This is a genomic window from Pseudomonas sp. P116 (genome assembly GCF_020149425.1).
GTDB classification, from domain to species: Bacteria; Pseudomonadota; Gammaproteobacteria; order Pseudomonadales; family Pseudomonadaceae; genus Aquipseudomonas; species Aquipseudomonas anatoliensis.
On sequence record NZ_JACVHB010000002.1, the window covers coordinates 451133 to 477018 of the forward strand.

General features: G+C 59.4%; 24 protein-coding genes. 10 read left to right on the top strand and 14 right to left on the bottom strand.

Going from position 1 to position 25886, the window contains the following annotated elements:
• Positions 1 to 3: 3 nt before the first annotated feature.
• From ICA15_RS08440 to ICA15_RS08465, 6 genes are all read right to left on the bottom strand, one after another.
• Positions 4 to 582 carry a LysE family translocator gene (locus ICA15_RS08440; RefSeq protein ID WP_210552984.1) on the bottom strand — a complete coding sequence of 193 codons (579 nt, stop codon included), beginning with the start codon at positions 580 to 582 and terminating at the stop codon, positions 4 to 6.
• A 67-nt stretch (positions 583 to 649) separates the two neighbouring features.
• Complete coding sequence (locus ICA15_RS08445) at positions 650 to 1489, bottom strand: AraC family transcriptional regulator (RefSeq protein ID WP_210552985.1); 840 nt, start codon at positions 1487 to 1489, stop codon at positions 650 to 652.
• An 89-nt stretch (positions 1490 to 1578) separates the two neighbouring features.
• Positions 1579 to 2277: an arsenical resistance protein ArsH gene (arsH, locus tag ICA15_RS08450; RefSeq protein ID WP_210552986.1), complete on the bottom strand. Its 699-nt coding sequence runs from the start codon at positions 2275 to 2277 to the stop codon at positions 1579 to 1581.
• A 12-nt stretch (positions 2278 to 2289) separates the two neighbouring features.
• Positions 2290 to 2760: an arsenate reductase ArsC gene (locus tag ICA15_RS08455; protein WP_210552987.1), complete on the bottom strand. Its 471-nt coding sequence runs from the start codon at positions 2758 to 2760 to the stop codon at positions 2290 to 2292.
• A gap of 26 nt (positions 2761 to 2786) precedes the next feature.
• Positions 2787 to 3134: a metalloregulator ArsR/SmtB family transcription factor gene (locus ICA15_RS08460; protein WP_210552988.1), complete on the bottom strand. Its 348-nt coding sequence runs from the start codon at positions 3132 to 3134 to the stop codon at positions 2787 to 2789.
• Positions 3135 to 3286: 152 nt separating this feature from the next.
• Positions 3287 to 4174: a LysR family transcriptional regulator gene (locus ICA15_RS08465; RefSeq protein ID WP_210552989.1), complete on the bottom strand. Its 888-nt coding sequence runs from the start codon at positions 4172 to 4174 to the stop codon at positions 3287 to 3289.
• A 132-nt stretch (positions 4175 to 4306) separates the two neighbouring features.
• On the opposite strand from ICA15_RS08465, the gene ICA15_RS08470 reads away from it, so the two are divergent.
• Complete coding sequence (locus ICA15_RS08470) at positions 4307 to 5953, top strand: GMC family oxidoreductase (RefSeq protein WP_224450868.1); 1647 nt, start codon at positions 4307 to 4309, stop codon at positions 5951 to 5953.
• Positions 5954 to 6127: 174 nt separating this feature from the next.
• A complete protein-coding gene (locus tag ICA15_RS08475; RefSeq protein WP_150615314.1) occupies positions 6128 to 7750 on the top strand; it encodes an MFS transporter in 1623 nt (540 codons plus the stop codon).
• A 186-nt stretch (positions 7751 to 7936) separates the two neighbouring features.
• Here the strand turns inward: ICA15_RS08475 and ICA15_RS08480 are convergent, their stop codons facing one another.
• Positions 7937 to 8305, bottom strand: a complete 369-nt coding sequence (locus ICA15_RS08480) for a DUF427 domain-containing protein (RefSeq protein ID WP_150615313.1) — start codon at positions 8303 to 8305, stop codon at positions 7937 to 7939.
• 226 nt (positions 8306 to 8531) lie between these two features.
• Here ICA15_RS08480 and ICA15_RS08485 point away from each other — a divergent pair, with 226 nt between their 5' ends.
• From ICA15_RS08485 to ICA15_RS08495, 3 genes are all read left to right on the top strand, one after another.
• Positions 8532 to 10463: a DNA topoisomerase III gene (locus ICA15_RS08485; protein WP_210552991.1), complete on the top strand. Its 1932-nt coding sequence runs from the start codon at positions 8532 to 8534 to the stop codon at positions 10461 to 10463.
• 178 nt (positions 10464 to 10641) lie between these two features.
• On the top strand, positions 10642 to 11145 hold the full coding sequence (locus ICA15_RS08490) for a GNAT family N-acetyltransferase (RefSeq protein ID WP_210552992.1): 504 nt from the start codon (positions 10642 to 10644) through the stop codon (positions 11143 to 11145).
• Between the two features lie 510 nt (positions 11146 to 11655).
• Positions 11656 to 11985: a hypothetical protein gene (locus ICA15_RS08495; RefSeq protein WP_042559618.1), complete on the top strand. Its 330-nt coding sequence runs from the start codon at positions 11656 to 11658 to the stop codon at positions 11983 to 11985.
• An 87-nt stretch (positions 11986 to 12072) separates the two neighbouring features.
• Here ICA15_RS08495 and cynR read toward each other — a convergent pair whose 3' ends face one another.
• Complete coding sequence (cynR, locus tag ICA15_RS08500) at positions 12073 to 12957, bottom strand: transcriptional regulator CynR (protein ID WP_210552993.1); 885 nt, start codon at positions 12955 to 12957, stop codon at positions 12073 to 12075.
• 121 nt (positions 12958 to 13078) lie between these two features.
• On the opposite strand from cynR, the gene cynS reads away from it, so the two are divergent.
• A complete protein-coding gene (cynS, locus tag ICA15_RS08505; protein WP_187680258.1) occupies positions 13079 to 13546 on the top strand; it encodes a cyanase in 468 nt (155 codons plus the stop codon).
• Positions 13547 to 13606: 60 nt separating this feature from the next.
• Entirely contained in the window at positions 13607 to 14260 is a 654-nt protein-coding gene (locus ICA15_RS08510) for a carbonic anhydrase (RefSeq protein ID WP_150615309.1), read from the top strand.
• A gap of 165 nt (positions 14261 to 14425) precedes the next feature.
• Here the strand turns inward: ICA15_RS08510 and ICA15_RS08515 are convergent, their stop codons facing one another.
• Both ICA15_RS08515 and glsB read right to left on the bottom strand, forming a co-directional pair.
• Entirely contained in the window at positions 14426 to 15928 is a 1503-nt protein-coding gene (locus tag ICA15_RS08515) for an aldehyde dehydrogenase family protein (RefSeq protein ID WP_210552994.1), read from the bottom strand.
• Positions 15929 to 16129: 201 nt separating this feature from the next.
• Positions 16130 to 17038 (bottom strand): glutaminase B, encoded by a 909-nt coding sequence (gene glsB / locus ICA15_RS08520; protein ID WP_150592233.1) that lies wholly within the window; start codon positions 17036 to 17038, stop codon positions 16130 to 16132.
• Positions 17039 to 17177: 139 nt separating this feature from the next.
• Between glsB and ICA15_RS08525 the strand changes: the two genes are divergently transcribed.
• The gene (locus ICA15_RS08525; RefSeq protein WP_210552995.1) at positions 17178 to 17666 is read left to right on the top strand and encodes a GFA family protein; all 489 of its coding nucleotides are present in this window, start codon (positions 17178 to 17180) and stop codon (positions 17664 to 17666) included.
• Between the two features lie 153 nt (positions 17667 to 17819).
• On the opposite strand, the gene ICA15_RS08530 is transcribed toward ICA15_RS08525, so the two are convergent.
• The 3 genes from ICA15_RS08530 to ICA15_RS08540 form a co-directional block, all read right to left on the bottom strand.
• Positions 17820 to 19106: an ATP-binding protein gene (locus ICA15_RS08530; RefSeq protein ID WP_210552996.1), complete on the bottom strand. Its 1287-nt coding sequence runs from the start codon at positions 19104 to 19106 to the stop codon at positions 17820 to 17822.
• Positions 19107 to 19814 (bottom strand): response regulator, encoded by a 708-nt coding sequence (locus ICA15_RS08535; RefSeq protein WP_210553199.1) that lies wholly within the window; start codon positions 19812 to 19814, stop codon positions 19107 to 19109.
• Between the two features lie 282 nt (positions 19815 to 20096).
• The gene (locus tag ICA15_RS08540; RefSeq protein WP_150602857.1) at positions 20097 to 20705 is read right to left on the bottom strand and encodes a tRNA-(ms[2]io[6]A)-hydroxylase; all 609 of its coding nucleotides are present in this window, start codon (positions 20703 to 20705) and stop codon (positions 20097 to 20099) included.
• Between the two features lie 159 nt (positions 20706 to 20864).
• Here ICA15_RS08540 and ICA15_RS08545 point away from each other — a divergent pair, with 159 nt between their 5' ends.
• A complete protein-coding gene (locus tag ICA15_RS08545) occupies positions 20865 to 21728 on the top strand; it encodes a universal stress protein (protein ID WP_150602858.1) in 864 nt (287 codons plus the stop codon).
• An 87-nt stretch (positions 21729 to 21815) separates the two neighbouring features.
• On the opposite strand, the gene ICA15_RS08550 is transcribed toward ICA15_RS08545, so the two are convergent.
• Complete coding sequence (locus ICA15_RS08550) at positions 21816 to 22286, bottom strand: DUF1289 domain-containing protein (protein ID WP_210553200.1); 471 nt, start codon at positions 22284 to 22286, stop codon at positions 21816 to 21818.
• A gap of 470 nt (positions 22287 to 22756) precedes the next feature.
• Here ICA15_RS08550 and acnB point away from each other — a divergent pair, with 470 nt between their 5' ends.
• Positions 22757 to 25366, top strand: a complete 2610-nt coding sequence (gene acnB / locus ICA15_RS08555) for a bifunctional aconitate hydratase 2/2-methylisocitrate dehydratase (protein WP_150602907.1) — start codon at positions 22757 to 22759, stop codon at positions 25364 to 25366.
• Positions 25367 to 25886: the final 520 nt, after the last annotated feature.

The window sequence follows — 25886 nt, forward strand, 5'->3', positions numbered from 1 at the left end:
GCGTCAGCTGTGCAGGACCGCGGTGGCCGATGAGACCACCAGCAACACCGCCAGCCCCCGGTTCATCCAGCGCAACTGCGCCGGATTACTAAGCCATCGCGCAGCGCCCCGCCCCAGCAACGCCCAGATCGCGAGGCACGGCAACGACACCAGAAAGAACACCAGACACAGCGCATTCAGCCCCTGCCCCTGAGCGGTGAACACACTGATCACGGCAATCGCCATGAACCACGATTTTGGGTTGACCCATTGCAACAACGCCGCGCCAATCAGGCCCATCTCGGCTTTTTCTTCCCCTGCAGCGGCGCCGATGTCGGTGACCGGCGCACTGAAAATCTGCCACGCCAGCCACAGCATCCAGCACAACCCGAGGCCGCTGATGATCGGGCGTACGCCGGGCAGCATCAGCGTGCTGGCGCCGGCGCCCGCGACCCATACGAGTGAAGCGGCGCCCATGCCGGCGCCGAGGATGATCGGCAGGCACGGTCGCCAGCCACGTCGGGCGCTGGTGCTGAGGACGATCAGGTTGGTCGGGCCCGGGGTGATGGAGGCGACGAAGGCGAAGAGGATGAACGCAAGCATGGCATGGCCCTTTAGGAAGTCAGGGCCTACTTTGGCAATTGGCTGAGCGGCAGTCTTGAACGTTTGTTCAGCGGCGGATGATGCCTGTGGCGCGCTGTTGATAGGCGCCGGGGGTGATGCCGTAGGCGCGCACGAACCAGCGGCCGAGGTGGCTTTGGTCAGAGAAGCCAAGTCTGCTGGCGACGTCCACCGGTTGCACGCCGGCGGCGAGCATCTGGCGGCCACGGCTGAGGCGCAGCTGAATCAGCCAGGCGTGCGGTGCCAAACCATAAGCGGCCTTGAACGCCCGGGTCAGGCGGAAGCGGTCGGTGCCGCAGACTTGCGCGAGGGTGTGCAGGCTGATGTCTTGTTCGTGATAGGCCATGAGGTAATCCCGGGCCTGTCTGGCGATCAGCGGTGCCCGGTTGGCGGCGGATACCTGCGGGCGCTTGTACAAATGCGAAGCCAGGCGTTCGAGCAACGTGTCCAGCGCCACGTCACGGACCATTTGCACGTCTTGTTGATGCAGCGCGTTGAACGCAAACAACGTTGCCCGAGCCAGTTCCGGGTCGTCATTCAATACGCTGCCAATGCCCGGCAAACCGCTGCCGTAACTGCCCAGGTGCAAACCGTCCAGCGCCTGTTCCAGCCACGAAGGTTGCAGGTACAGCATGCGATAGGTGAAACCCTCAGGACTCGGCGCATCGCCGTCATGGATGTCGCCCGGTTCGAGCATGAAGACCTTGCCCGGCGTGCTGTCATGCCGAGCTCTGCGGCTGTTGAAGCGCTGTACGCCTTGCTCGGTGAAGCCGATCAGGTAGGTTTCGTGCCAGTGCGGATCGTACGCGTGCGCGTGCCCGGCGAAATGCGCGTGCAGGGTTTCGATGCCGGTGTCGCGGTCGTGGCTGAGGTTGATCCAGTTGCTCATGGCTTGCATACAGTGATGGGCTGCACGCAGTAATCCACAATCGGCTGCGTGCGGCTAGAAGGTTTGTGCAACGTTCGTCGGGTTGCCCCTCAAATCGAACGCTGGTTGACCCGCGCCATCAGTTGCTCGGCGCTTTCTTTGCGTTCGGAGTAGCGATCAACCAGAAATTCCTGACGGTCGCGCAGCAGCACGGTGAATTTCACCAGCTCTTCCATCACATCGACGACGCGGTCATAGAACGGCGATGGTTTCATCCGCCCCGCTTCGTCGAATTCCATCCAGGCCTTGGGCACCGAGGATTGGTTGGGGATGGTGAACATGCGCATCCAGCGCCCCAGCACGCGCAATTGATTGACCACGTTGAACGACTGCGAGCCGCCGCACACCTGCATCACTGCCAGGGTTTTGCCCTGAGTCGGGCGAACCGCGCCAAGCTCCAGCGGCACCCAGTCGATCTGCGCCTTGAACACCGCCGACATCGCGCCATGGCGTTCCGGCGAGCACCAGACCTGGCCTTCCGACCACAGCACCAGTTCGCGCAGTTCCTGCACTTTCGGATGGTCGACCGGGACGTCGTCAGGCAGTGGCAAACCGGACGGATTGAAGATGCGCGTCTCGGCGCCGAAATGTTCGAGCAGGCGCGCAGCCTCCTCTACCAGCAAGCGGCTGAACGAGCGCTCGCGGGTCGATCCGTAGAGCAACAGAATGCGTGGTTTGTGTTCGCCCGAGGCTGAGGTTGGCAAGCCGTCGAACAGGGTGGGATCAAGATTGGGCAAGTGGTCGGACATTGTCAGTCCTCCTTAAAGCGTACCGATTCGGTCGAGTTCGAGTTTGAGTTCGTCGCGGCTGAGGCGGTTGAAGGGCAGTTCGAGGAAGGCTTTGCAGCGTTGCTCGATGCGCGCCAACGTGGCGTGGAAAGCAGCGTCGATCGCCGCTTCGTCACCGCTCACTTCGGACGGATCTTCCAGCCCCCAATGGGCCTTCAGTGCCGGGCCGAAATACACCGGGCAGCTTTCGCCAGCGGCTTTGTCGCAGACCGTGATGACGATGTCCGGCGGATTGCTTTCGAACGCATCGTTACCCTTGCTGTACAAGCCGTCGATGGCAATGCCGGCCTGCTGCAAGGTCGAAAGGCTGCGCGGCAACACCTGGCCTTTGGGGAAACTCCCGGAACTCAGCGCTTCGAAACCCGACGGCGCCAGGTGGTTGAACATTGCTTCGGAGAGGATGCTGCGGCAACTGTTGGCCGTGCACATGAACAGGATTCGCATGGGTTGCTCCAGCAGATATTAATGATTTAGCAGCACGCCGCTTCGCGGACAGGACGTCCATCCATCTTGTGCAGACGCGAGGCGTTATCCTTGAGCCAGTCGACATTGGCTCTGCACGTCACTTGCAGGATTTCGCGAACCCAATCCGGCAGATGCGGATTGAGGCGGTAATAGACCCATTGGCCTTGGCGGCGATCGAGCAGCAAACCGTTGCTGCGTAGTTGCGCCAGGTGACGGCTGATCTTTGGCTGGCTGTCGTCGAGGGCGCACATCAGCTCGCAGACACACAACTCACCCTGATCGGCAATCAACAGGGTGGCGCGGACGCGGGTCTCATCGGCCAGGCTTTTGAAGACTTCGGTGGGGGTGATCATGGGACCGGACTCGCACATATGGAAAACCGAATATACGGATATCCATATATTAATCAACCCATGATGTGAGTCATCGGATCAAAAGATCGCAGCCTTCGGCAGCTCCTACAGAGATCGGGGTAGGAGCTGCCGAAGGCTGCGATCTTTTGATCTTAAAGGTTCAGCAACAACCCCTGCTCCGCCTCACACAACCCCACCACATAATCCCAAACCACCCGCAACCGCACCGACTTGTGCAACTCGCGCCGCGTGCTGATCCAGTAACTGCGCTCGATGCCTTCATCTGGCAGCAATGGCACCAGATCCGGGTCGGACGCCGCCATATAACAAGGCAATACCGCAATGCCCAACCCCGAACGCGCCGCTTCCTGCTGAGCGATGACGCTGGTGCTATGGAACACCACGCGAGGGCTGCGGCAGAAGCTGTTGAGGAACATCAACTCCTGACTGAACAGCAGATCATCGACGTAGCCAATCCACGCATGTCGCCCGATGTCTTCGCGGCTGTGCAATGGCGGCGCGTTATCGAGGTACTTCTGGCTGGCGTAGAGCGCAAGTCGATAGTCGGTGAGTTTGCGGGTGACCAGCATGTCCGCCGCCGGGCGCTCCAGATGAATGCTGATTTCCGCCTCGCGATTGAGGATGCTGACGAAGCGCGGCACCGCGACCAGTTCCACTTCCAGGCCCGGATAACGCTCGAACAGACCGATCATGCGACTGGCGAGGAACTTGACGCCGAGACCTTCGGTGACACCGACGCGAATCTTGCCCAGTGGTGCGGTGGATTGGGTGATTTCCTCCTGAGCCAGCAACGCGACGTTTTCCATGGCTTCGGCGTGCTTGAGCAGCGCCTCCCCGGCCGGGGTCATTTCGTAGCCTTGGGCGTGCTGAACGAACAGCGCAGTGCCAAGGCTTTTTTCGATGGCCTCGATGTGACGGGCGACCGTAGCGTGGGTGGTGTTCAGACGGCGGGCCGCGGTGAGCAAGCGTCCACTGCGTTGCAACTCGAGAAAAAACCGCAGGTCGTTCCAGTCGAACATGGCGTGTCCTTGTCAGCGAGGGTCATCAAGGCTGTTCGAAAACGCACAGCGGCTGCGCAAAAACTAACATTCTTTTAACGAAAGCTAACAACTAGAGTGTTCGACAATAAAAACAAAAAGCGAGGTCAGGGAATGCAGACTTCCCTCGATGAATACGACTACATCGTGGTCGGCGCAGGCCCCGCCGGGTGTTTGCTGGCCAATCGGCTGTCGGCTGATCCACATCAGCGCGTGTTGCTGCTCGAAGCTGGCGGACGCGACAACTATGCGTGGATTCATATCCCCGTCGGTTACCTGTTTTGCATTGGCAACCCGCGCACCGATTGGTGCTTCAAGACTGAAGTGCAACCCGGTCTGCAAGGTCGCAGCCTGAGCTATCCGCGCGGCAAAGTGCTTGGCGGCTGTTCTTCCATCAACGGCATGATCTACATGCGCGGCCAGGCCAACGACTACGACGGCTGGGCGGCGGAAGGCAATCCGGGCTGGGCCTGGAACGACGTGCTGCCGCTATTCAAAAAGAGCGAAAACCACTTTGCCGGCAGCGCTGAATTTCATGGCGCCAAGGGTGAATGGCGGGTCGAACAACAGCGTTTGTCGTGGCCGATTCTGGATGCCTTTCGCAGCGCCGCTGAACAAAGTGGGATTGCCTCTGTTGAGGATTTCAATCAGGGCGACAACGAGGGTTGCGGTTACTTTCAGGTCAATCAGAAGGCCGGCGTGCGCTGGAACGCGGCCAAAGCCTTTCTCAAACCGATACGTGACCGGGCGAATCTGACGGTGCTGACCGGGGTTGAGGTCGATCGTGTTTTGCTCAAGGACGGTCGCGCCTCTTCTGTCAGTGCGCGTCATGAAGGCCTGGTCAAACAGTTCAAGGCGCGCAAAGAGATTGTGTTGTGCGCCGGTTCAGTCGGCTCGCCGAGCATTCTGCAGCGCTCCGGGATTGGCCCGCGACCGCTGCTGGAACGCCTCGGCATCGGCGTGATTCATGAGTTGCCGGGGGTTGGCGGTAATCTGCAGGATCACCTGCAACTGCGCCTGATCTACAAACTGGAAAACGCCCGCACCCTCAACCAGATCGCCGGCAGTGTGTGGGGCAAGATGGGCATGGGCCTGCGTTATCTGTATGACCGCAGCGGGCCGTTGTCGATGGCGCCGAGTCAGTTGGGCGCGTTTGCCCGCTCGGGGCAGGAGCAGACGTCGGCAAACCTTGAATACCACGTGCAGCCGCTGTCGCTGGAGCGTTTTGGCGAGCCGTTGCACAGCTTCCCGGCCTTCACCGCGTCGGTGTGCGATTTGCGTCCGCAGAGTCGTGGCCGCATCGAAATCCGTTCCGTAAATCCGCAGGAAGCGCCGCTGATTCAGCCCAATTACCTCAGCCACCCCGAAGACCTGCGCGTGGTCGCCGACGCCATCCGCCTGACCCGCCGCATCGTCAGCGCCCCTGCCCTGCAAGCGTTCAAACCGGTCGAGTATTTGCCGGGTGACAGCCTGCAAAGCCAAGAGCAACTGCACGAAGCGGCGGCGCGGATCGGCACGACGATTTTCCATCCGGTCGGCACCTGCCGCATGGGCAATGACGGCGATGCGGTGGTCGATGCGCAGTTGCGCGTACACGGCGTGCCCGGTTTGCGCATTGCCGACGCCTCGATCATGCCGAGGATCATCTCGGGCAACACCTGTTCGCCTACGCTGATGATTGCCGAGAAGGCCGCGCAGCTGATCCTCAACCCGGAAAAAAGGAGCCAAACTCAAAAACCCGAACTCACCGAAACCCTGTAGGAGCTGCCGCAGGCTGCGATCTTGTGACCTTGCTTTTGATTGTGAAAAACAAAATCAAAAGATCGCAGCCTGCGGCAGCTCCTACAGGGAACCGCGTTAATTCAAGGCATCGCGCAGCACCCGGACACGCAACACCAGTGGAACAACAAAAACAATCACTGTGAGGGAACTGATATGTCAGAACACGCTCAGCCGCTGGACGCCGCGTACAACGCGGACACCAGCCCGGATACACGAAAAGTCATCTTCGCTTCATCACTGGGGACGGTGTTCGAGTGGTATGACTTCTTCCTCTACGGCGCCCTCGCGGCGGTGATCAGCAAACAGTTTTTCGCCGGGGTCAACGACACCACGGCGTTCATCTTTGCGCTGATGGCGTTTGCCGCCGGGTTTATCGTGCGACCGTTCGGGGCACTGGTGTTCGGTCGGTTGGGGGACATGATCGGGCGTAAATACACCTTCCTCGCGACGATCATTCTGATGGGCGTAGCAACATTTTGCGTCGGTCTGTTGCCGACCTACGCCAGCATCGGCATCGCCGCGCCGATCATTCTGGTGGTGCTGCGCATGCTTCAGGGCCTGGCGCTCGGTGGCGAGTACGGCGGCGCCGCAACCTACGTCGCAGAACACGCGCCGATGGGTAAACGCGGGTTCCACACCAGCTGGATTCAATCCACCGCGACCCTCGGCCTGCTGCTGTCGCTGCTGGTGGTGCTCGGTTGCCGCTACTTCACGGGCGACCAGTTTGAAGTGTGGGGCTGGCGGATTCCGTTCCTGCTGTCGATTGTGCTGCTGGGCATTTCCACCTGGATTCGCCTGAGCCTGCACGAGTCGCCGGCCTATCTGAAGATGAAAGAGGAAGGCAAAACCTCGAAAGCGCCGATCCGCGAATCCTTCGGCAAATGGGAAAACCTCAAAGTCGTGCTGATCGCCCTGTTCAGCATCAACGCCGGGCAAGCCGTGACCTTCTACGCGGCGCAGTTCTACGTGCTGTTCTTCCTCACCCAGTTTCTGAAAATGGATCCGGCGCTGGCCAACACCTTGCTGATTATCAGCGTGGTGATCGGCGCGCCGTTCTTCATTTTCTTCGGCTGGCTGTCGGACAAGGTCGGGCGCAAACCGGTGCTGATGCTCGGCCTGCTGCTGGCGACGGTGCTGTACTTCCCGATTTTCAAATCCCTCGCGCATTACGCCAACCCGGCGATCGATCAGGCCAGCCGTCAGGCGCCAATCACGGTGCTGGCCGACCCTGCAACCTGCACCTTCCAGTTCGATCCGGTGGGCAAGGCGAAATTTGACAGCCCGTGCGACAAGGTCAAAACCTTCCTGGTCAAACAAGGCCTGCCCTACTCAAGCGCCGCCGCACCGGCCGGCAGCGCCGTACAGGTCAGTGTTGGCGACGTGAAACTCGACGGCTTCGATGAATCGGCCTTACGCGGCGCAATCACCCTCGCCGGCTATCCGCAACAGGCCGATGCGCAGCAGACCAACAAACCGATGATCGTCGCCCTGATCGTGGCGCTGATCATCATCTCCGCCATGTGCTACGGCCCGCTCGCGGCGCTGATGGTCGAACTGTTCCCGACCCGCATCCGCTACACCTCGATGTCGCTGCCGTACCACATTGGCAACGGCTGGTTCGGCGGATTTCTGCCGACGGTGTCGTTTGCGCTGGTGGTGTACACCGGGGATATTTTTTACGGGCTGTGGTACCCGGTGTTGATCACCGGGGTGAGCCTGGTGGTGGGGATGATCTTTCTGCGCGAGACGAAGAATATCGATCTGGACAAGAACTGAAAGTTGCCTCTCGCCACAGACCCTGTGGTGAGGACCCCTGTGGCGAGGGGATTTATCCCCGATGGGTCGCGGAGCGGCCCCCTTAAAAAAGGGCCTGCTGCGCAGTCCATCGGGGATAAATCCCCTCAACACAGAATCACCTCACCACAGAATTCACCCCCCCACTTGAACCTCCTCAGCGAGAGGTCAGGCATCTGCCTTGATCACCTCAAACTTCACCTGATCCGGATAAAACGCCACATAGTTTTTGATCTGATCGACCGATATTTTCGGTTTCTCGTAAGTCCACACCGCATTCGCCCCCTCATGCCCCGGCACCTGCAGGCTGAAGTAATTGGCGTCGCCCTTGTACGGGCAGTAACTGGTGTGGTCGGTGCGGGCGAAATACTTTTCGTCGATGTCTTCGCGAGGGACGTAGTAAACCGGCGGGTAGTTGGCCTCGTTGAGGATCATCGCGTGGGAGGATGCGGCAACCTGGATGCCATGGAATTTCACCAGCAGGCAACCTGTAAGTTGTTCGAGGGTGATGACGGGGCTGGGGCCGGAGGTTTTCATGGGGCTCTCCTGATACGGCGAACAGACCGGTTCAGGTATAGCGCATGTGTCAGGTTCAGGTGGACTTCACGGCCGAACGGCAATCTTGAACGCTAACCGCGTCCCGACGATGCCAGTCACTTCCCGCAACCCTTTTTATCTGTATATCCATACAGATAAAAGTTGCCCATGGGCGTAAGTGCGGCCATTCTGTGCACCTCTTCGGACATTGATCGACGTGGTGGCTATGCGGCTGTACCTCTGTGAAAAACCTTCCCAGGCCAAAGACATTGCGGCCGTACTCGGTGCCAGGCGCCGGGGCGACGGCTGCTGGCTGGGAACAGACGTCACGGTGACCTGGTGCATCGGCCATTTGCTGGAAACCGCTCCGCCGGACGCCTACGACGCACGCTACAAGCGCTGGGTACTGGCGGATCTGCCGATCATTCCGGATAAATGGAAAATGACCGTCAAGCCGCGCACCGCCAGTCAGTACAAAGCAGTCAAACGCCTGCTCGGCGAGGCCAGCGAACTGATCATCGCCACCGACGCCGACCGTGAGGGCGAGATGATTGCCCGGGAACTGGTCGAGCATTGCCGCTATCGCGGGCCGATCCGCCGCTTGTGGCTGTCGGCACTGGACGAGGCGTCGATCCGCAAGGCCTTGGCCGCGCTGAAGCCAGGTGCAGAGACGTTCAGCCTCTATCACTCGGCACTGGGTCGCTCCCGGGCCGATTGGTTGATCGGCATGAACATGAGCCGCCTGTTCACCCTGCTCGGTCGGCAGTCGGGTTATCAAGGTGTGTTGCCGGTCGGTCGAGTACAAACGCCGACATTACGCCTGGTGGTGGATCGCGATCGCAGCATCTCCGATTTCGTGCCGGTGCCGTTTTGGGCGATCGACGTGCAACTGCTGCACAACGGCACGCCGTTTACCGCGCAATGGCACGCGCCGTCGGACGTCTGTGATGATCAGGATCGTTGTTTGAATCAGGCACTCGCGCAACAAGCCGCCGCCGCGATCACCAGCGCTGCCACGGCCCGGGTCGTCAAGCTACGCACCGAACGTATGCGTGAAGTGGCGCCCATGCCCTTCGACCTCGGTACGTTGCAGGAAGTCTGCTCGAAGAAACTCGGCCTCGGTGCGCAGGAAACCCTCGACATCGCTCAGGCACTCTACGAAACCTACAAAGTCGTCACCTATCCGCGCAGCGATTGCGGTTTTCTGCCGCTGAGCCAGCACGGTGAGGCGCCAGGCATTCTCGCGGCACTGCGTCAGGCCGATCCGAGCCTCGAAGCACTGCAGGGCTTTCTCGAGCCGCAACGTCGCTCCCGGGCGTGGAACGACGCCAAGGTCACCGCGCACCACGGCATCATCCCCACCGCTGCGGCAAAGAACCTTGAACGCCTGACGGGCAAGCACCGCGCGGTCTACACACTGATCCGCGCGCGGTATCTGGCGCAATTTCTACCCAACCATGAATACGACCGCACCCAGGCTGATTTCGATTGCGCCGGTGAAGCGTTGCGTGCGGTCGGTAAACAGATCATCGAACCGGGCTGGAAGCGCGCATTGCCCGAGGCACTGGCACCGAGCAAGGGCCGTGAAGCGCCGGCACCGCAAACCTTGCCGACGCTGAGCCAAGGTATCGACTGCGCCGTCGCTGATGTGAAACTCAAGGATTTGTGGACGCAGCCACCCAAGCCCTACACCGAAGGCGATCTGATCAAGGCGATGAAGAACGTTGCCAAACTGGTGGAAGATCCGCTGCTCAAACAGAAGCTCAAGGACACCACCGGCATCGGCACCGAAGCCACCCGTGCGTCGATCATTCAGGGTTTGCTTGATCGCGGTTATCTGGTGAAAAACGGCAAGGCACTCGCGGCAACACCGGCGGCGTTCAGCCTGATCGACGCCGTACCCCGAGCGATTGCCGACCCCGGCACCACGGCGATCTGGGAGCAGGCGCTGGACATGGTGCAGAGCGGTGAGATGAGTCTGGAAGAATTCGTCACCAAGCAAGCGGCGTGGATGAGCAAGCAGGTGACTCGCTGCTCTGCTCTGAGCCTGAACATCAGCGGCCCACCGCCTACCGGCAAGGCTGCTACGCCGTGGAAGAAAAAACGCAAATCAACGCGCAGCAAGACTACCGGCACAACCAAACGCACGGCCAAATAACAACGTTTCTTATGGTGAGGGGATCCTGTGGCGAGGGGATTTATCCCCGATGGGCTGCGCAGCGGCCCCTCTCTTGATTCAAATAAAGGCCTGCTGCGCAGGCCGTCGGGGATAAATCCCCTCGCCACAAAGTCAGAGTCCACAATATTGGAGTCATCACAGTGGGAGATTCGCCAAAATGCCCAACATCGAACTCCACCCCGTCCAGCGTGACGAACTGCAAATCATCGAAAACCTGATGCAGTTCTACGCGTACGACTTCAGCGAATGGCTGCCGCTGAAGCTCGCCGGGCATGGCTTCTTCGACCTTCAGCCAAAAGACGCTTACTGGCGCCACCCGGACACCCGACCCTTTCTGATCCGCGTCGACGGCGAACTCGCCGGCTTCGTCACGGTGGATAACGAAACCCACATCGCCGGCGCCGAATTCAATATCGGCTACTTCTTCATAACCCGACGCATGCGTGGCCAAGGCGTCGCGCAGTTTGTCGTCTCTGCCCTCTTGAGCCAAATCCCCGGTCGGTGGCAGATTTTCCATATCGACGCCAACCTGCCCGCACAGCGCTTCTGGGCCAGGCTAATGCCGGAATTGGCCGGAGCCGAACTCACTTTGAGCCACCGCGATGTAGACGGCTATCCGTGCACGTTCTATACCCTGCGCAGCCCCGTTTCCGTTGCCTGAACGGATCCGTTCTCATTCCAAAACAGCTTTGTCCGACAATATGTAGTGCTCAAAAATAATCACTACAAAACCGTTGACGGCGTCGTTTTGCTTTTGCATGATGAAGACGTTCCCCGATCGGGAACACGGGTAACACGCTTGAGCAAACTCGTCTGACCGCCGAGTTGTTTTTTCCGGATACACGCTGCCCACAAGGCAGATTGAAGAAGCTGACCTGGCCTGAACGTCCAGTACAAGGACGAGAAGCGCTGGCGAAAATTCTCAAGACGCTTGTGCGTCGACCCTGAAAACGTCGACAAGGGCCTCCCGGTTTTCGCTGCTTCTCCTCGTTGTGACGCTATCGCGTAGCAGTTATTCAACACGACTACATGCAACAGATGCACGACCCCGTATTTCAAACGGGCGACCGCTGACGTCCTGGTTTCGGTGCCAGGGATCAACTAACCGATGGGCTACCTGTATTAGCGAATCAACTTAGAAAGATCACCAAACTGGTCAAGGGGCAAAATCATGAATCTGAACAATCAACCTACTATCGAAGAACTGGCTCGTATGTTCGCTGCGCAAAAAGACAGCCTCGACAGCCATATTCTGTGGATCAGCAAGTCGGGCCAAGTGCATATCGACTGCCTGGCGCCCCACGCTGGCGAAGAAGAGTTCGACCGCAACAATCAGAACCTGCTGGCCCGCCTGAAGATGTACCGCCGCGGCCAAGGTTATGTCGGCAAAAAAGCCGCGGCCGACAAAGACTTCATCGGTAATGTTCTGCAAACGCTGAAACAAGCGTGGGACTCGATGCAGAACAAGAATGAAGTTCGGGTGATTGATCGGTTCTGCTAAGCCACAACTTCAACATTAAAAAAGGGCCTGCTTCCCAATGGAAGCAGGCCCTTTTTTACTATCCCCTGTAGGAGCTGCCGAAGGCTCCTACAGGTGGGTATGTGTTTTGAGGACAAGGTTGGTGAAAGCCTGCGCCGCAGCACTGTGATAATTATTCTTGCGCCGCAACAACGCCGCCCCGCGCTGCGGCGCTTCGCTTTCTACCCGCAGCCTGCGCAAAGCGCGATCCTCAGTCGCAATCGCCTCCGGCAACATCGTCGCAATCGGCGAATGCCGCACCACCTCCAGCAACGTACTGACCGAATTCACTTCAATACGCACCTTGGGCGTGATGCCGTGCTGACGGAAATACTCATCCACCGATAAGCGCGTGATGAAGTCCGGCGCCAGCAAGGCAAAATCCATCTGTGCAATGTCATCCGGTGTCAGCCTCAACGTGCTGTCGTACAACGGGTGCTCGCGCCCGACCATGATTCCCAACACTTCGGTGAACGCCGGAATGCACTCGATATCGGCATTGCGCACCGGGGTGAAGGCAATGGCGATATCCAGAGAGTCATCCGCCAGACCCGCCTCAATGTCATCCATCGACAACTCGAAAATCTCCAGATGAGTCCCCGGAAATCGCGCCGTGTAGTCGCGCACCAGCGGCCCGACCAGATACGCCATGAAAGTTGGTGTCATGGCCAGGCGCAAGGTGCCACGCGACAGATCCTTCACGTCATGCAGCGCCCGCTTGCCCGCCTCCAGCTCCACCAGCACCCGTCGCGCACATTCGATATAGGCCTCACCGGCGTCCGTTGGCTTGACCGACCGGGAGGTGCGATCAAACAGGTTCACCCCGAGGGCTTCCTCAAGTTGGCGAATCTGTTGTGACAGCGTCGGCTGTGACACATGCAGCGCTTCAGCAGCGCGGGTGAAGCCGCCGTGATCGGCAACGGCGAGCAGATAACGCAAATGTCGCAACAGCATCGGGCACACCATCTATAGGCAAGGCTTATGCGAAGCATTGTATATGGGTCTTGGACGCTATGAGTCAATCGGCAGAAGATCAGTCCCACACAGCAAGCCAACCCCTGAAAGGAGTGACACCATGCAACAGTCCCACGCCTACAACGACACCAGCCTGGCCCTGACCACCCGCATTCTCGACGCCAAGGCAGGCAAAAATCTGTCGTGGCAGGATCTCACCGACGGCACCGGCCTGAGCCTGGCTTTCGTCACCGCCGCCCTGCTCGGCCAGCACCCACTGCCGGAAAACGCTGCCCAAGTGGTCGGCGACAAACTTGAGCTGGATGCAGCTGATGTATCGGCGATGCAGATCATCCCGTTGCGCGGCAGCCTCAGCGGTGTGCCGACCGACCCGACCATCTACCGTTTCCACGAGATGATCCAGATCTACGGCACCACCCTCAAAGCCCTGGTTCATGAGCAATTTGGCGACGGCATCATCAGCGCGATCAACTTCAAACTGGACATCAAAAAAGTCGAAGACCCGGAAGGCGGCTCCCGCGCCGTGGTCACCCTCGACGGCAAGTTCCTGCCCCTGCGCCCGTTCTGATGCGTCCCGGCCCGTACATCACGTGCGGGCCCACCGATCTCCATTGAAGAGGACATGCACATGAAAGCCCTGATCGACGGTTTCCTGAAGTTCCAGAACGAAGCCTTCCCGCAACGCACTGAACTGTTCAAACACCTGGCGACCACCCAACAGCCCGGCACCTTGTTTATCACCTGTTCCGACAGCCGTGTCGTGCCGGAACTTCTGACCCAGCAAGAACCCGGCGAGCTGTTTGTGATCCGCAACGCCGGCAATATCGTGCCGTCCTACAGTCCGCATCCGGGTGGGGTTTCGGCGACGGTGGAATACGCCGTGGCGGTGCTCGGCGTGACCGACATTGTGATCTGCGGCCATTCGGACTGCGGTGCGATGACGGCGATTGCCCAGTGCAAATGCATGAATCACCTGCCCGCCGTCAGCGGTTGGTTGCAGCATGCCGAGTCAGCGAAAGTGGTGAATGAGGCGCGGCCGCATGCCAGTGACGCGGCAAAATTGAGTTCGATGGTGCGCGAAAACGTGATCGCGCAACTGGCGAATATCCAGACCCATCCGAGCGTGCGCCTGGCGCAGGAGAAAGGCCTGCTGAATTTGCATGGCTGGGTGTACGACATCGAGACTGGCTCGATCGATGCGTTGTCCTCGGACCGCCGCACCTTTGTACCGCTGGCCGAGCAACCGGCAGTTTGCGCAGTTCAAGCAAAAGCAGCTGCCTGAACAGACAACAAAATTCCCTCGCCACACGTGCGATCTACACAATGAACAGCTCACCCCTGTAGGAGCTGCCGAAGGCTCGGGCCGCGATCGGACGATCTTTTGATCTTGCTTCTAAAAAACCAAAATCAAAAGATCGCAGCCTGCGGCAGCTCCTACACAAGGCACTCAGCGTTTTACGGTGAGATCAATTTGAGTCATGCGACTGCGAACAGTAAATACGCCATCCCCCGAAAGAATCGCACTGCGCGCAAACAAGCGCCCGCTCTCCCAGTTCGAAAGCCCCAGCTCCGGCTTGTTCAGCGCGTACTGGCCATCGACCCAACGGGTGATGCCGTTGCCCACGAACGGCGCGTTGACTGCGTTGTAAAAACGCTCCTGAACCTGCGCACTTTCGCTGATCAGCGACACGGTGAATTGCGGGCTATAACGGTTGAACAGCGCAATCGCCTGATCCAGATCTTCAACGATCATCAGGCTGACTTCCGGCGTTTCCTCCCATTCCCACTCGCGGCCCAACGCGGATTCCGCCAGTGGTTCGGCCAGCGCTTCAGTCTGATAACCCTCGGCGCGATAAACCTGCACCGTCGCGCTCTGCCATTCAGTCGGCAGGCAATTTTCACTGCCTTCGACGATGTGCAACTTGCAGCCCTGCCCGCGTGCGGTGCCGGCCTGTTGCAACGCATCCAGGAACAGCGGCACCAGTTCAGCAGCACGTTCGCGCTGAATCAGGCAGACATTCAGGGTGTTGCAGACCTTGCGATCCAGCGAGTTGCGCACCACTGCCGCGAAGCGCTGAGCGTCAGCGTCTCGATCGGCAATCAACCACGCACCACCGGTGCCATGCAGGCTGACCGCAGTCCCCGCCTGCTGCGCAATGCTGCCCAACTGACTGACCGCACGCCCCGATCCACGAGCCACCGCCAGCGACAGGCGCCGATCGGCAAACATCGCCCAACCGGCCGCGTGATTGACGCTCTCCACCAACGACACAGCGCCCGCCGGAAGACCCGCCGCTGCCAGCGCCGGGTTCAACGCGTGAGTGACAATGGCTTGCGCCGTGCCCAACGCATCACTGCCAATGCGCAGCACCGCAGTATTGCCGGTGCGCAGAACCCCGGCGGCATCGGCAAATACATTAGGGCGACCTTCGAAGACAAACGCGACAATGCCCAGCGGCGAAACCACTTGCTCGACCTTCCAGCCGTCGTGCTCGACGCTGCTGATGACTTTGCCGCGCGTCGGTGGCGCATCACGCCAGGCCCGCAGACCGGCAATCATGTCGCGGCGCATGCGCTCATCGGCGAGCAGCCGTGTAGTGGAACGTCCGCGAGCCTTGGCGCGCTCGATATCGGTGAGGTTGGCGGCTTCGATCTGCGCCCAGCAATCGGCGGTTTCCAGACGTTGCGCGAACAGATCGAAGAATTGGCTGATCGCCTCGTCCGACACCGCCGACAATGCGCCAAACGCCGCAGCCGCGCGCTCGATCGCAACAGACGCCGCTTGTTGATCCACGACCGGAATCAGCAATAACTCGCCAGTCAACTGCTCCACCAAAAGGTGGTCACCGGGCTGAAAGCGCGCAGCCAGTTCGGGGCTGACCACGGTGACGCGGTTACCAGCGAAAGGGATCGGCGTGCCAGCGACTAGACGTTCGAGCGCAAGAGACATGAAGCGGATTCACCATGCAGAGGGCGGCCGGAAAATGTATAGGATTCTTCGCTGAAATACACCTTCCGCAAACATGACTAACCCTGTGGGAGCTGGCTTGCCAGCGATGAGGCCGGCACATTCAAAATTGATGTCGCCTGATCCGCCGCCATCGCTGGCAAGCCAGCTCCCACAGGTTTTTTCAGCGTTCGTGCTATAGGGTTAAAACACAGACCAGCCAATCCGCGAACTGAGCATCTCCAGCGCCGCCATGCCCGCCAGCGAATTGCCCGCGGCATTCAGCTCGGGCGACCATACGCACACCGTGAATTGCCCCGGCACTACCGCGACGATCCCGCCGCCGACGCCGCTCTTGCCCGGCAGACCGACGCGATAGGCAAAGTTACCCGCCTCGTCGTACAGACCGCTGGTGGCCATGATCGAGTTGACCTGCTGAGTCTGGCGCCGAGTCAGAATCTGTTCGCCGCTGTGTTTGCAATAACCGTCATTGGCCAGGAAGCAGAACGCCCGGGCCAGATCGATGCAGTTCATGCGCAGGGCGCAGTGGCTGAAGTAACTGCGCAGCACCGCTTCGACGTCATTGTGGAAGTTGCCGAAGGACTGCATCAGGTAAGCCATCGCCGCATTGCGCGCGCGGTGCTGATATTCGGAGTCGGCGACTTTGCCGTCGATCATGATCTGCGGGTTGCCCGACAGGCGCCGGACGAAGTCACGCATCGACAGGGTCGGTGCGGCGAAACGCGACTGGTTGATGTCGCAGATCACCAGCGCGCCAGCGTTGATGAACGGGTTGCGTGGGCGCCCGCGCTCGAATTCCAGCTGCACCAGCGAGTTGAACGGCTGACCGGACGGCTCATGGCCAAGGCGTTCCCAGATCGCTTCGCCGGAATGATCGATGGCCTGCACCAGGCTGAACACCTTGGAAATACTCTGCACCGAAAACGCCGTTTCGGCGTCGCCAGCGCAGTACATCTCGCCATCATTGCCGTACACGGCGATGCCCAATTGATTGGCCGGCACGGTGCCGAGGGCGGGAATATAGTCAGCCACCTTGCCCTGCCCGATCAGTGGCCGGACAGCGTCAAGGATCTCGTTCAACAGCGCTTGCATGCCGGGTTCCGAAGTCTCGCCCCATGGGATTGCGGGGACACAGGGGCTAGACGCTGCGGGCGCGCGTCGAATCACACCGGCAGGCACCCGGCACAATGATCTAGGCTCAGGCGCTCAACCCTGCTATCGGAGAGCACCCATGCACCTCGAAGGCTCCTGCCATTGCGGCGAGGTTTCGTTCAGCCTCACCAGTGCCCACCCCTACCCTTATCAACGCTGCTATTGCTCGATCTGCCGCAAGACCCAGGGCGGTGGCGGCTATGCGATCAACCTCGGCGGCGCCGCCACGAGCCTAAAGATTCGGGGTCGCAAACACATCAGCATCTACCACGCACGAATGAAAGACGAAGGCGAAAAACGTGCTCACCGCAGCACCGCCGAACGGCATTTCTGTTCGCTGTGCGGCACTGGATTGTGGCTGTTCAGCCCGGAATGGCCGGAGCTGATCCACCCGTTCGCTTCGGCCATCGACACACCGTTGCCGGTGCCGCCGGAACACACTCACCTGATGCTGGGCTCGAAAGCGCCGTGGGTCGAGGTCGATGCGCATCCCAACGATCAACAATTCGAGATCTACCCAGAAGAATCCATCGCCCAATGGCATGAACGCCTCGGGCTGACCCAATAAATCACGGAACCTTGGCGAGCATCTGCAAACGCAATCCAAGTGTAGGAGCTGCGGTACGCTGCGATCTTTTGATCCTGGTATTAAACGCCAGATCAAAAGATCGCAGCGTGCCGCAGCTCCTACAGTTTTTTGTGTCTGCCCCGGCCAGCATCGTTAATCCAGATGCGCCCAGGTCATCCGAAACGACGCTCCGCCCCATGGCGAATCGCCGACTTCAACCTGACCGCCATGGGACTGCGACACCCGCCGCACCAGCGCAAGGCCCAATCCAAAACCACCGGTACGCCGATCGCGACTGGCATCCAGCCGCGAGAACGGTTCGAAAATCTTCTCCCGGCCATGCACAGGCACGCCTGGCCCGTCGTCGTTGACCCGCACTTCGTAATAATCCCCGGTGCGCACCAGCGTCACTTCCACGCGCTGCTCGGCATAGCGAATGGCATTGCGCAGCAGGTTGATCACCGCCCGCGCCATGAAGCGCGGTTCGATGCGCACCGTGTCGAGCCGGCACTCACCGATCAACAACTGCACCCCCGCCGCTTCCGCCTCCAGCGCCACGCTGCCGACGACGCTGTCGAGCCAATTGGCCGCTTGAATGTTCTCGCGCTTGATGACCGTCGCACCCCTTTCAAGGCTGGCGTAGGTGAGCAGTTCCGAAACCATTTCCTCCAGCTCGCCAAGGTCGGCGTACATGTCGGCAATCAGTTCGCGGTTCTGACTGGCGTCCGGCAACTGCTTGAGCTGGTCGAGCTCAAACGACAGCCGCGCAATCGGCGTGCGCAGCTCATGGGAGACGGCGTTGGTCAGTTCACGCTGATTGGCAATCAAGCCTTCGATGCGCGCCGCCATCAAGTTGAAGTGCTCGGCCAGGTCGCGGATGTTCGAGCGTTTGGACAACTGAATGCGCGCCGACAGATCGTTGTCGCCAAAGCGCTCTGCCGCCAGACGCAGCTTCTCCAGGTCACGCCAGTGCGGGCGCACCCAGAAAAACAGGACGATACCGATCAACACCGACAGCATCCCGTAAGCGGCGGCGATGTAAAACGGCATCAGGCTCGGTTCCGGCGGCAGCTTGATGCTGAGCACCTGCGAACCGCCGTCTATGTTGCTGATGAACTGGGTGTAGTTGTCGCGGATCACCAGCACATCCTGCGCCAACTGGGCTTTTTCCTCTGGCGTCAGGGCCAGTTGATCGGCTTCGACCAGTTTCAGTGTCAGACCGTAATGCGGCCGTAAGCTCTCCAGTCGCTGCTCACGATCGGCGCCCTGCCGCCCGCGCAAATGATCTACCAACGACCACGCCTGACCGCGCACCGCCTCGCGGTTGTAGGCCTGCATCTGGTTGTCGAGCAACGCGTTGAAGGTGTGTTCGACCGTCTGCAACGCCAGCACCAGACCGACCGTCATCACCAGAAACAGCCCGAGGAATAACCGCAGCATCTACAACTCCCACGCAAACGGATTGAACAGATATCCCTTGCCCCACACTGTCTTGATGCACACCGGTTCGCGAGGGTTGTCCTTGAGCTTGTTGCGCAACTTGCTGATGTACACGTCGACGCTGCGATTGAGCCCATCGAAGGCAATGCCGCGCATGCGATTGAGGATGTCATCGCGCGACAGCGTATTGCCGGCGGCACTGGCCAGCAGCCACAGCAGCTCGAACTCCATGGTAGTCATTTCGATAATCTCGCCCCCCAGGCGCACTTCGCGGCAACTGCGATCAATGCTCAACTGACCGAATTCAAGGAAATGCACCACGCCGCTGTCCGGCACCTGCCGGCGCTGCAAGGCGCGCAATCGAGCCAGCAACACCGGCGGTTTGATCGGCTTGATCACGTAGTCATCAGCACCGGACTCCAGGCCCAGAATATGATCGAGGTCGTCTTCTTTGGCCGTCAGAATGACAATCGGCGTGTCCGACACACTGCGGATTTCCCGGCACACGTGCAGACCGCTCTGCCCCGGCAGCATCAGGTCGAGCACCACGACTTTGGGCCTGAACGCCAGAAAAGCCGCCACGGCGAGATCACCGCGATGCACCGTGCGCACCTCGTAGCCATGTTGTTCGAGGAAGTGTGCGATCAGTGTGGCGAGGCGCTCATCGTCTTCCACCAACAGGACTTTGCCAAAACCCAGGTTATCCATAACGACCATCTGCCAACCATCTGTGAAGTGGGCGGCATTATGGCGGCAATCAGGGGCGAGACGTTTATCCCAGGCAGCAAAAACCGGCCGCGGGGGCCGGTTTTCGGTGATGTTTCATACTCTTAAGAGTTTTTAACAATCACGAAACAACATCGCCGCCTGCATTTGAAATGCAACCCCCTGTAGGAGCTGCCGAAGGCTGCGATCTTTTGATTTTGATTTTAGAAGCAAGATCAAAAGATCGCAGCCTTCGGCAGCTCCTACATAGACGGTTTCACAAGGTTATACAGCGGCAGGCACGCCACTGTGAAAGCGGAATTCCGTATCCGGCGATTCGATCAACTCCTGCTCGGCGGCGCGGACTCTTTCGATCACCTGCGCAACATCCTTCGCCTCACCATATTGATAAGCCAGTTTCAGATAACCCTGAAAATGCCGTGCCTCGCTTTTCAACAAACCAAAGTAGAACTTGCCGAGTTCTTCGTCCAAATGCGGCACCAGTGCTTCGAAACGCTCGCAACTGCGCGCTTCGATAAACGCGCCGACCACCAGCGTATCCACCAGCTTCACCGGCTCGTGGCTGCGCACCACTTTGCGCAGGCTCGAGGCGTAGCGACCGGCGTGGAGCTGGCGCAATTCGATCTTGCGGCGTTTCATCAGGCGCATGACTTGTTCGTGATGCACCAGCTCTTCCCGGGCCAGACGCGACATCATGTTGATGAGGTCGACGTGGGAATGGTACTTGGCTATCAGGCTCAGCGCGGTGCTGGCAGCCTTGAACTCGCAGTTCTTGTGGTCAATCAGCAGGGTTTCCTGATCGGCCAGTGCGGCCTGGACCCAGGCGTCGGGAGTGCGGCAGCCAAGGAATTCGTGGATTTCGGGAAGGATCATGGGGCTCACGGCAAAAGGTGTTCGAGCGAAGGGCGCCGATTATACCGGCCTGCGGGCAGACCACCAGCGGCTGGCGTTGATATGCATCAAGTCGCAGGTGTTCAAGCAGCAACTATAGTTGTGCAACGCCGTGCCTTTTCTTTGCTGGAGACTCCGCTCATGCAAGCCATTCGCAGCATTCTGGTGGTCATCGAACCCGAACATTCGGAAAGCCTGGCGCTCAAGCGCGCCAAACTGATCGCTGGCGTGACCCAGGCCCATCTGCACCTGCTGGTGTGCGACAAGAAGCATGATCATGCCGGCATGCTCGGCGTGCTCAAAACCGCGCTGCTGGCGGACGGTTACAGCGTGACCACCGAACAGGCGTGGAACGAGAGCCTGCACGAAACCATCATCGATGTGCAGCAAGCAGAAGGTTGCGGGTTGGTGATCAAACAGCATTTTCCCGACAGCTCGTTGAAAAAAGCGCTGCTGACGCCCGCCGACTGGAAACTGCTGCGTCACTGCCCTACCCCGGTGCTCTTGGTGAAAACCTCAACTTCGTGGAAGGACAAGGTGATTCTGGCGGCGATCGACGTAGGCAATACCGATGGGGAGCATCGGCATCTGCACACCACAATCATCGATCACGGCTATGACATTGCCAGCCTGGCCAAGGCGCATCTGCACGTGATCAGCGCCCACCCGTCGCCAATGCTGTCGTCGGCCGACCCGACGATGCAGCTCAGCGAAACCATTGAAGCGCGATATCGCGAGCAATGCCGGGCGTTTCAGGCCGAATTCGACGTTGATGACGCGCACCTGCATATCGAGGAAGGTCCGGCGGATGTGTTGATTCCGTTTATGGCCCACAAGCTGCAAGCGGCCGTCACGGTGATTGGCACCGTCGCGCGTTCCGGATTGTCAGGGGCGTTGATCGGGAATACGGCTGAAGTGATACTGGATGCGCTGGAGAGTGATGTGCTGGTGCTCAAGCCGCAGGAGGTTGAGGATCATCTGGTGGAGTTGGCGGTGAAGCACTAAAGATCAAAAGATCGCAGCCTTCGGCAGCCCCTACAGCTAGAACGCATTCCCTTGTAGGAGCTGCCGAAGGCTGCGATCTTTTGCCTTTCAAGCGCCAAAGGCGTCCTTGAGAAAGCCCGGCGCGATGTAGCGCTCATAGTGCGCTTCAGACAGCAGGAAGAATTCCCGATCAATGGCATCGCGCAATTCCGGCAGATTCCATTCGCGAAACTCCGGCAGCAACACCATGCCGTAGGCTTCCAGATTAATGATCACCCGCGCGCCACGGGCAATCAGCTGATAGGCCCAGCAATATTCCGACTGATGCGGCACGAAGCGGATCTTGCGCTGTTCGAGCTGCTGGCGCAGCCGCGCCGGGTCGAAAATCTCGACCTTGCCCGCCATCACTTGTGACAGCAACTGCTCCAGACGCAGCCATACCGCACGCTTTTCCTCCTCGACGTAACCATTCCAATTGATCACTTCGTGATGGAAACGCTTGCAGCCACGGCACACCAGATCACCGTAAACAGTGGAGCAGAGGCCGACGCAGGGAGTCTTGATGGTCTGATTGGGCATATAAAGTAGGCAAAGGCACTGAAACGCGGAACAGGTCGGCATGTTAGCCCTTTGTCAGGCATTGATCACCCCTCAAACGTCAGGGGCAAGCGCTGGCCCGGTGTTTGGACCGGCTACGCACAACGCCACCAAAGTCCAATAGAGCCCGACTTACCTTTAAATTTTTTTTGCCGTAGAATCAGCCAGCCTTTTAAGGCGCAAATGTCCGTTAGAAGCTGTTTTCAAAGCGTCACGAGCACAGTCGTTCCTTCAGAGTGGTGTTGGCGACGGGTTTTTCCAGCGGGGAAAAGCCCAACGCCAACCCTCATCAGCTCCCCCTCTGCAGGCGTAAAACTTTGAAAGCAGCTTCTGTAAGGAATGGTCGGTAATTCTGGCTAAGTGGCCCACAACGCCACGCAGCGCATGAGTACGAGCATTTCGCGACGAGCGTCCCGGACACCCATTTGGGACCACTGATGAGGGTAATAACTGTGCTTGAAGCCTACCGCAAACATATCGAAGAGCGTGCAGCACTGGGTATCGTTCCCCAGCCGCTTAACGCCGAACAAACAGCCGGCCTGGTCGAGCTGTTGAAGAATCCTCCGGCTGGCGAAGAAGCTTTCCTCGTTGACCTGATCACCAATCGCATTCCACCAGGTGTGGACGAAGCTGCCTATGTAAAGGCCGGTTTCCTGTCTGCTCTGGCCAAGGGCGAAGTCTCCTCCCCTCTGCTGGACAAGAAGCGCGCTGTAGAACTGCTCGGCACCATGCAGGGCGGCTACAACATCGTGACCCTGGTTGACCTGCTGGACGACGCCGAACTGGCGCCAGTCGCTGCCGCGCAACTCAAGCACACCCTGCTGATGTTCGATGCGTTCCACGACGTGGCCGAAAAAGCCAAGAACGGCAACGTTCACGCCAAAGCCGTGCTGCAATCCTGGGCTGACGGCGAGTGGTTCAAGAACCGCCCGACCCTGGCCGACAAGATCAGCCTGCGCGTGTTCAAGGTAACCGGCGAAACCAACACCGACGACCTGTCCCCTGCTCCAGATGCCTGGTCGCGTCCAGACATCCCGCTGCACGCCCTGGCCATGCTGAAAATGGCGCGCGACGGCATCGTTCCTGATCAGCAGGGCGCCATCGGCCCGATGAAGCAGATCGAAGAAATGCGCGGTGAAGGCTTCCCGATCGCCTACGTCGGTGACGTGGTCGGTACCGGTTCGTCGCGTAAATCGGCAACCAACTCGGTGCTGTGGTTCTTCGGCGACGACGTTCCTTACGTGCCGAACAAGCGCGCAGGCGGTTTCTGCTTCGGCAGCAAAATCGCTCCGATCTTCTACAACACCATGGAAGATGCCGGCGCACTGCCAATCGAGTTCGACGTTTCCAACATGCACATGGGCGACGTGATCGACCTGTACCCGCATGCTGGCAAAGTCTGCAAACACGGCACCGACGAAGTCCTGACCACCTTCGAAATGAAGACTCCGGTGCTGTTGGACGAAGTTCGTGCTGGCGGCCGTATCCCGCTGATCATCGGCCGTGGCCTGACCGAGAAGGCTCGCGCCGAACTGGGTCTGCCACCGTTCGATCTGTTCAAGAAGCCGGATGCTCCAATTGAAAGCACCAAGGGTTTCACCCTGGCGCAGAAAATGGTCGGCAAGGCTTGCGGTCTGGCAGAAGGCAAAGGCGTTCGTCCTGGCACCTACTGCGAACCGAAGATGACCACCGTAGGTTCTCAGGACACCACCGGTCCGATGACCCGTGACGAACTGAAAGACCTGGCGTGCCTGGGCTTCTCCGCTGATCTGGTGATGCAGTCGTTCTGCCACACCGCGGCTTATCCAAAGCCGATCGACGTGACCACCCACCACACCCTGCCTGACTTCATCATGACCCGCGGCGGCGTTTCCCTGCGTCCGGGCGACGGCATCATCCACTCGTGGCTGAACCGCATGCTGCTGCCGGACACCGTCGGTACCGGTGGTGACTCGCACACCCGTTTCCCGATGGGCATCTCGTTCCCGGCCGGTTCCGGTCTGGTCGCGTTCGCCGCTGCCACCGGCGTTATGCCGCTGGACATGCCGGAATCGATCCTGGTGCGCTTCAAAGGCAAAATGAAACCTGGCATCACCCTGCGTGACCTGGTTCATGCCATTCCTTACTTCGCTATCCAGAACGGTCTGCTGACCGTCGAGAAGAAAGGCAAGAAAAACGCCTTCTCCGGCCGCATCCTGGAAATCGAAGGTCTGGAAGGTCTGACCCTGGAACAGGCGTTCGAGCTGTCCGACGCCTCGGCCGAACGTTCGGCTGCCGGTTGCACCATCAAGCTGTCGAAAGAGTCGATCACCGAGTACCTGAACTCCAACATCACCCTGCTGCGCTGGATGATCGGCGAAGGCTACGGCGATGCACGTACTCTGGAACGTCGCGCACAAGCGATGGAAGCCTGGGTTGCCAACCCTGAGCTGATGGAAGCCGATGCCGACGCCGAATACGCCGAAATCATCGAAATCGATCTGGCCGACATCAGCGAGCCTGTGCTCTGCGCGCCAAACGATCCGGACGACGCCCGTCTGCTGTCCAGCGTTGCTGGCGAGAAAATCGACGAAGTGTTCATCGGTTCGTGCATGACCAACATCGGTCACTTCCGCGCTGCCGGTAAATTGCTGGATCAGGTCAAGGGTCAGCTGCCAACCCGTCTGTGGCTGTCGCCGCCGACCAAGATGGACGCTCACCAACTGACCGAAGAAGGCTACTACGGCATCTACGGCAAGGCTGGCGCGCGCATGGAAATGCCAGGCTGCTCGCTGTGCATGGGTAACCAGGCACGTGTAGAGCCAAACGCGACTGTCGTGTCGACATCGACCCGTAACTTCCCGAACCGTCTGGGCGACGGCGCTAACGTCTACCTGGCCTCGGCCGAGCTGGCGTCGGTTGCTTCGATCCTGGGTCGCCTGCCGACCGTCGAGGAGTACATGGAATACGCTGGCAAGATCGACAGCATGGCGGCCGATATCTACCGCTACCTGTCCTTCGACCAGATCGCCGAGTTCCGTGAAGCTGCTGCGAACGCCAACATCCCGGTCGTTCAAGCCTAACGTTACAACGCCGTGAAAAACGCCGCCCATCGTGAGATGAGCGGCGTTTTTTTATGCCTGCAGAATCGTCGCCGCCTGCTCCGGCCTCATCGCTGGCAAGCCAGCTCCCACAGGGATTGCGGGTGTCTGCGCATTGGTGGGCATCACACAGAACCCTGTGGGAGCTGGCTTGCCAGCGATAGCGCCGTGTCAGCCACCATCGTCTTTGAGTAAGCCACCGCTATCGCGAGCAGGCTAGCTCCTACATTATTTTGTGTGATGCTCACCATGGCGCAAACACCCGCAAACCCTGTGGGAGCTGGCTTGCCAGCGATAGCGCCGTGTCAGCCACCATCTTTTTTAAATGAGCCACCGCTATCGCGAGCAGGCTCACTCCTACAATATTTGGTGTGATGCCCACCATGGCGCAGACACCCGCAATCCCTGAGGGAGCCAGCCTGCTGGCGATGGCGGTGTATCAGCCACCATCGTATTTGAATGTGCCACCGCTATCGCGAGCAGGCTCACTCCTACAATATTT

Excerpts from the sequence above, each read along its gene's own strand:
- ICA15_RS08460 (WP_210552988.1), bottom strand. The coding sequence starts at position 3,134 with ATGATCACCCCCACCGAAGTCTTCAAAAGCCTGGCCGATGAGACCCGC.
- ICA15_RS08480 (WP_150615313.1), bottom strand. The coding sequence starts at position 8,305 with ATGAAAACCTCCGGCCCCAGCCCCGTCATCACCCTCGAACAACTTACA.
- cynR (WP_210552993.1), bottom strand. The coding sequence starts at position 12,957 with ATGCTGTTGCGACATTTGCGTTATCTGCTCGCCGTTGCCGATCACGGC.
- ICA15_RS08550 (WP_210553200.1), bottom strand. The coding sequence starts at position 22,286 with ATGCCCAATCAGACCATCAAGACTCCCTGCGTCGGCCTCTGCTCCACT.
- ICA15_RS08545 (WP_150602858.1), top strand. The coding sequence starts at position 20,865 with ATGCAAGCCATTCGCAGCATTCTGGTGGTCATCGAACCCGAACATTCG.
- cynS (WP_187680258.1), top strand. The coding sequence starts at position 13,079 with ATGCAACAGTCCCACGCCTACAACGACACCAGCCTGGCCCTGACCACC.
- ICA15_RS08475 (WP_150615314.1), top strand. The coding sequence starts at position 6,128 with ATGTCAGAACACGCTCAGCCGCTGGACGCCGCGTACAACGCGGACACC.
- ICA15_RS08495 (WP_042559618.1), top strand. The coding sequence starts at position 11,656 with ATGAATCTGAACAATCAACCTACTATCGAAGAACTGGCTCGTATGTTC.
- ICA15_RS08535 (WP_210553199.1), bottom strand. The coding sequence starts at position 19,814 with ATGGATAACCTGGGTTTTGGCAAAGTCCTGTTGGTGGAAGACGATGAG.
- arsH (WP_210552986.1), bottom strand. The coding sequence starts at position 2,277 with ATGTCCGACCACTTGCCCAATCTTGATCCCACCCTGTTCGACGGCTTG.
- ICA15_RS08530 (WP_210552996.1), bottom strand. The coding sequence starts at position 19,106 with ATGCTGCGGTTATTCCTCGGGCTGTTTCTGGTGATGACGGTCGGTCTG.
- ICA15_RS08455 (WP_210552987.1), bottom strand. The coding sequence starts at position 2,760 with ATGCGAATCCTGTTCATGTGCACGGCCAACAGTTGCCGCAGCATCCTC.
- ICA15_RS08525 (WP_210552995.1), top strand. The coding sequence starts at position 17,178 with ATGCACCTCGAAGGCTCCTGCCATTGCGGCGAGGTTTCGTTCAGCCTC.
- glsB (WP_150592233.1), bottom strand. The coding sequence starts at position 17,038 with ATGCAAGCGCTGTTGAACGAGATCCTTGACGCTGTCCGGCCACTGATC.
- ICA15_RS08445 (WP_210552985.1), bottom strand. The coding sequence starts at position 1,489 with ATGAGCAACTGGATCAACCTCAGCCACGACCGCGACACCGGCATCGAA.
- ICA15_RS08540 (WP_150602857.1), bottom strand. The coding sequence starts at position 20,705 with ATGATCCTTCCCGAAATCCACGAATTCCTTGGCTGCCGCACTCCCGAC.
- ICA15_RS08465 (WP_210552989.1), bottom strand. The coding sequence starts at position 4,174 with ATGTTCGACTGGAACGACCTGCGGTTTTTTCTCGAGTTGCAACGCAGT.
- ICA15_RS08515 (WP_210552994.1), bottom strand. The coding sequence starts at position 15,928 with ATGTCTCTTGCGCTCGAACGTCTAGTCGCTGGCACGCCGATCCCTTTC.
- ICA15_RS08440 (WP_210552984.1), bottom strand. The coding sequence starts at position 582 with ATGCTTGCGTTCATCCTCTTCGCCTTCGTCGCCTCCATCACCCCGGGC.
- ICA15_RS08510 (WP_150615309.1), top strand. The coding sequence starts at position 13,607 with ATGAAAGCCCTGATCGACGGTTTCCTGAAGTTCCAGAACGAAGCCTTC.
- ICA15_RS08490 (WP_210552992.1), top strand. The coding sequence starts at position 10,642 with ATGCCCAACATCGAACTCCACCCCGTCCAGCGTGACGAACTGCAAATC.
- ICA15_RS08470 (WP_224450868.1), top strand. The coding sequence starts at position 4,307 with ATGCAGACTTCCCTCGATGAATACGACTACATCGTGGTCGGCGCAGGC.
- ICA15_RS08485 (WP_210552991.1), top strand. The coding sequence starts at position 8,532 with ATGCGGCTGTACCTCTGTGAAAAACCTTCCCAGGCCAAAGACATTGCG.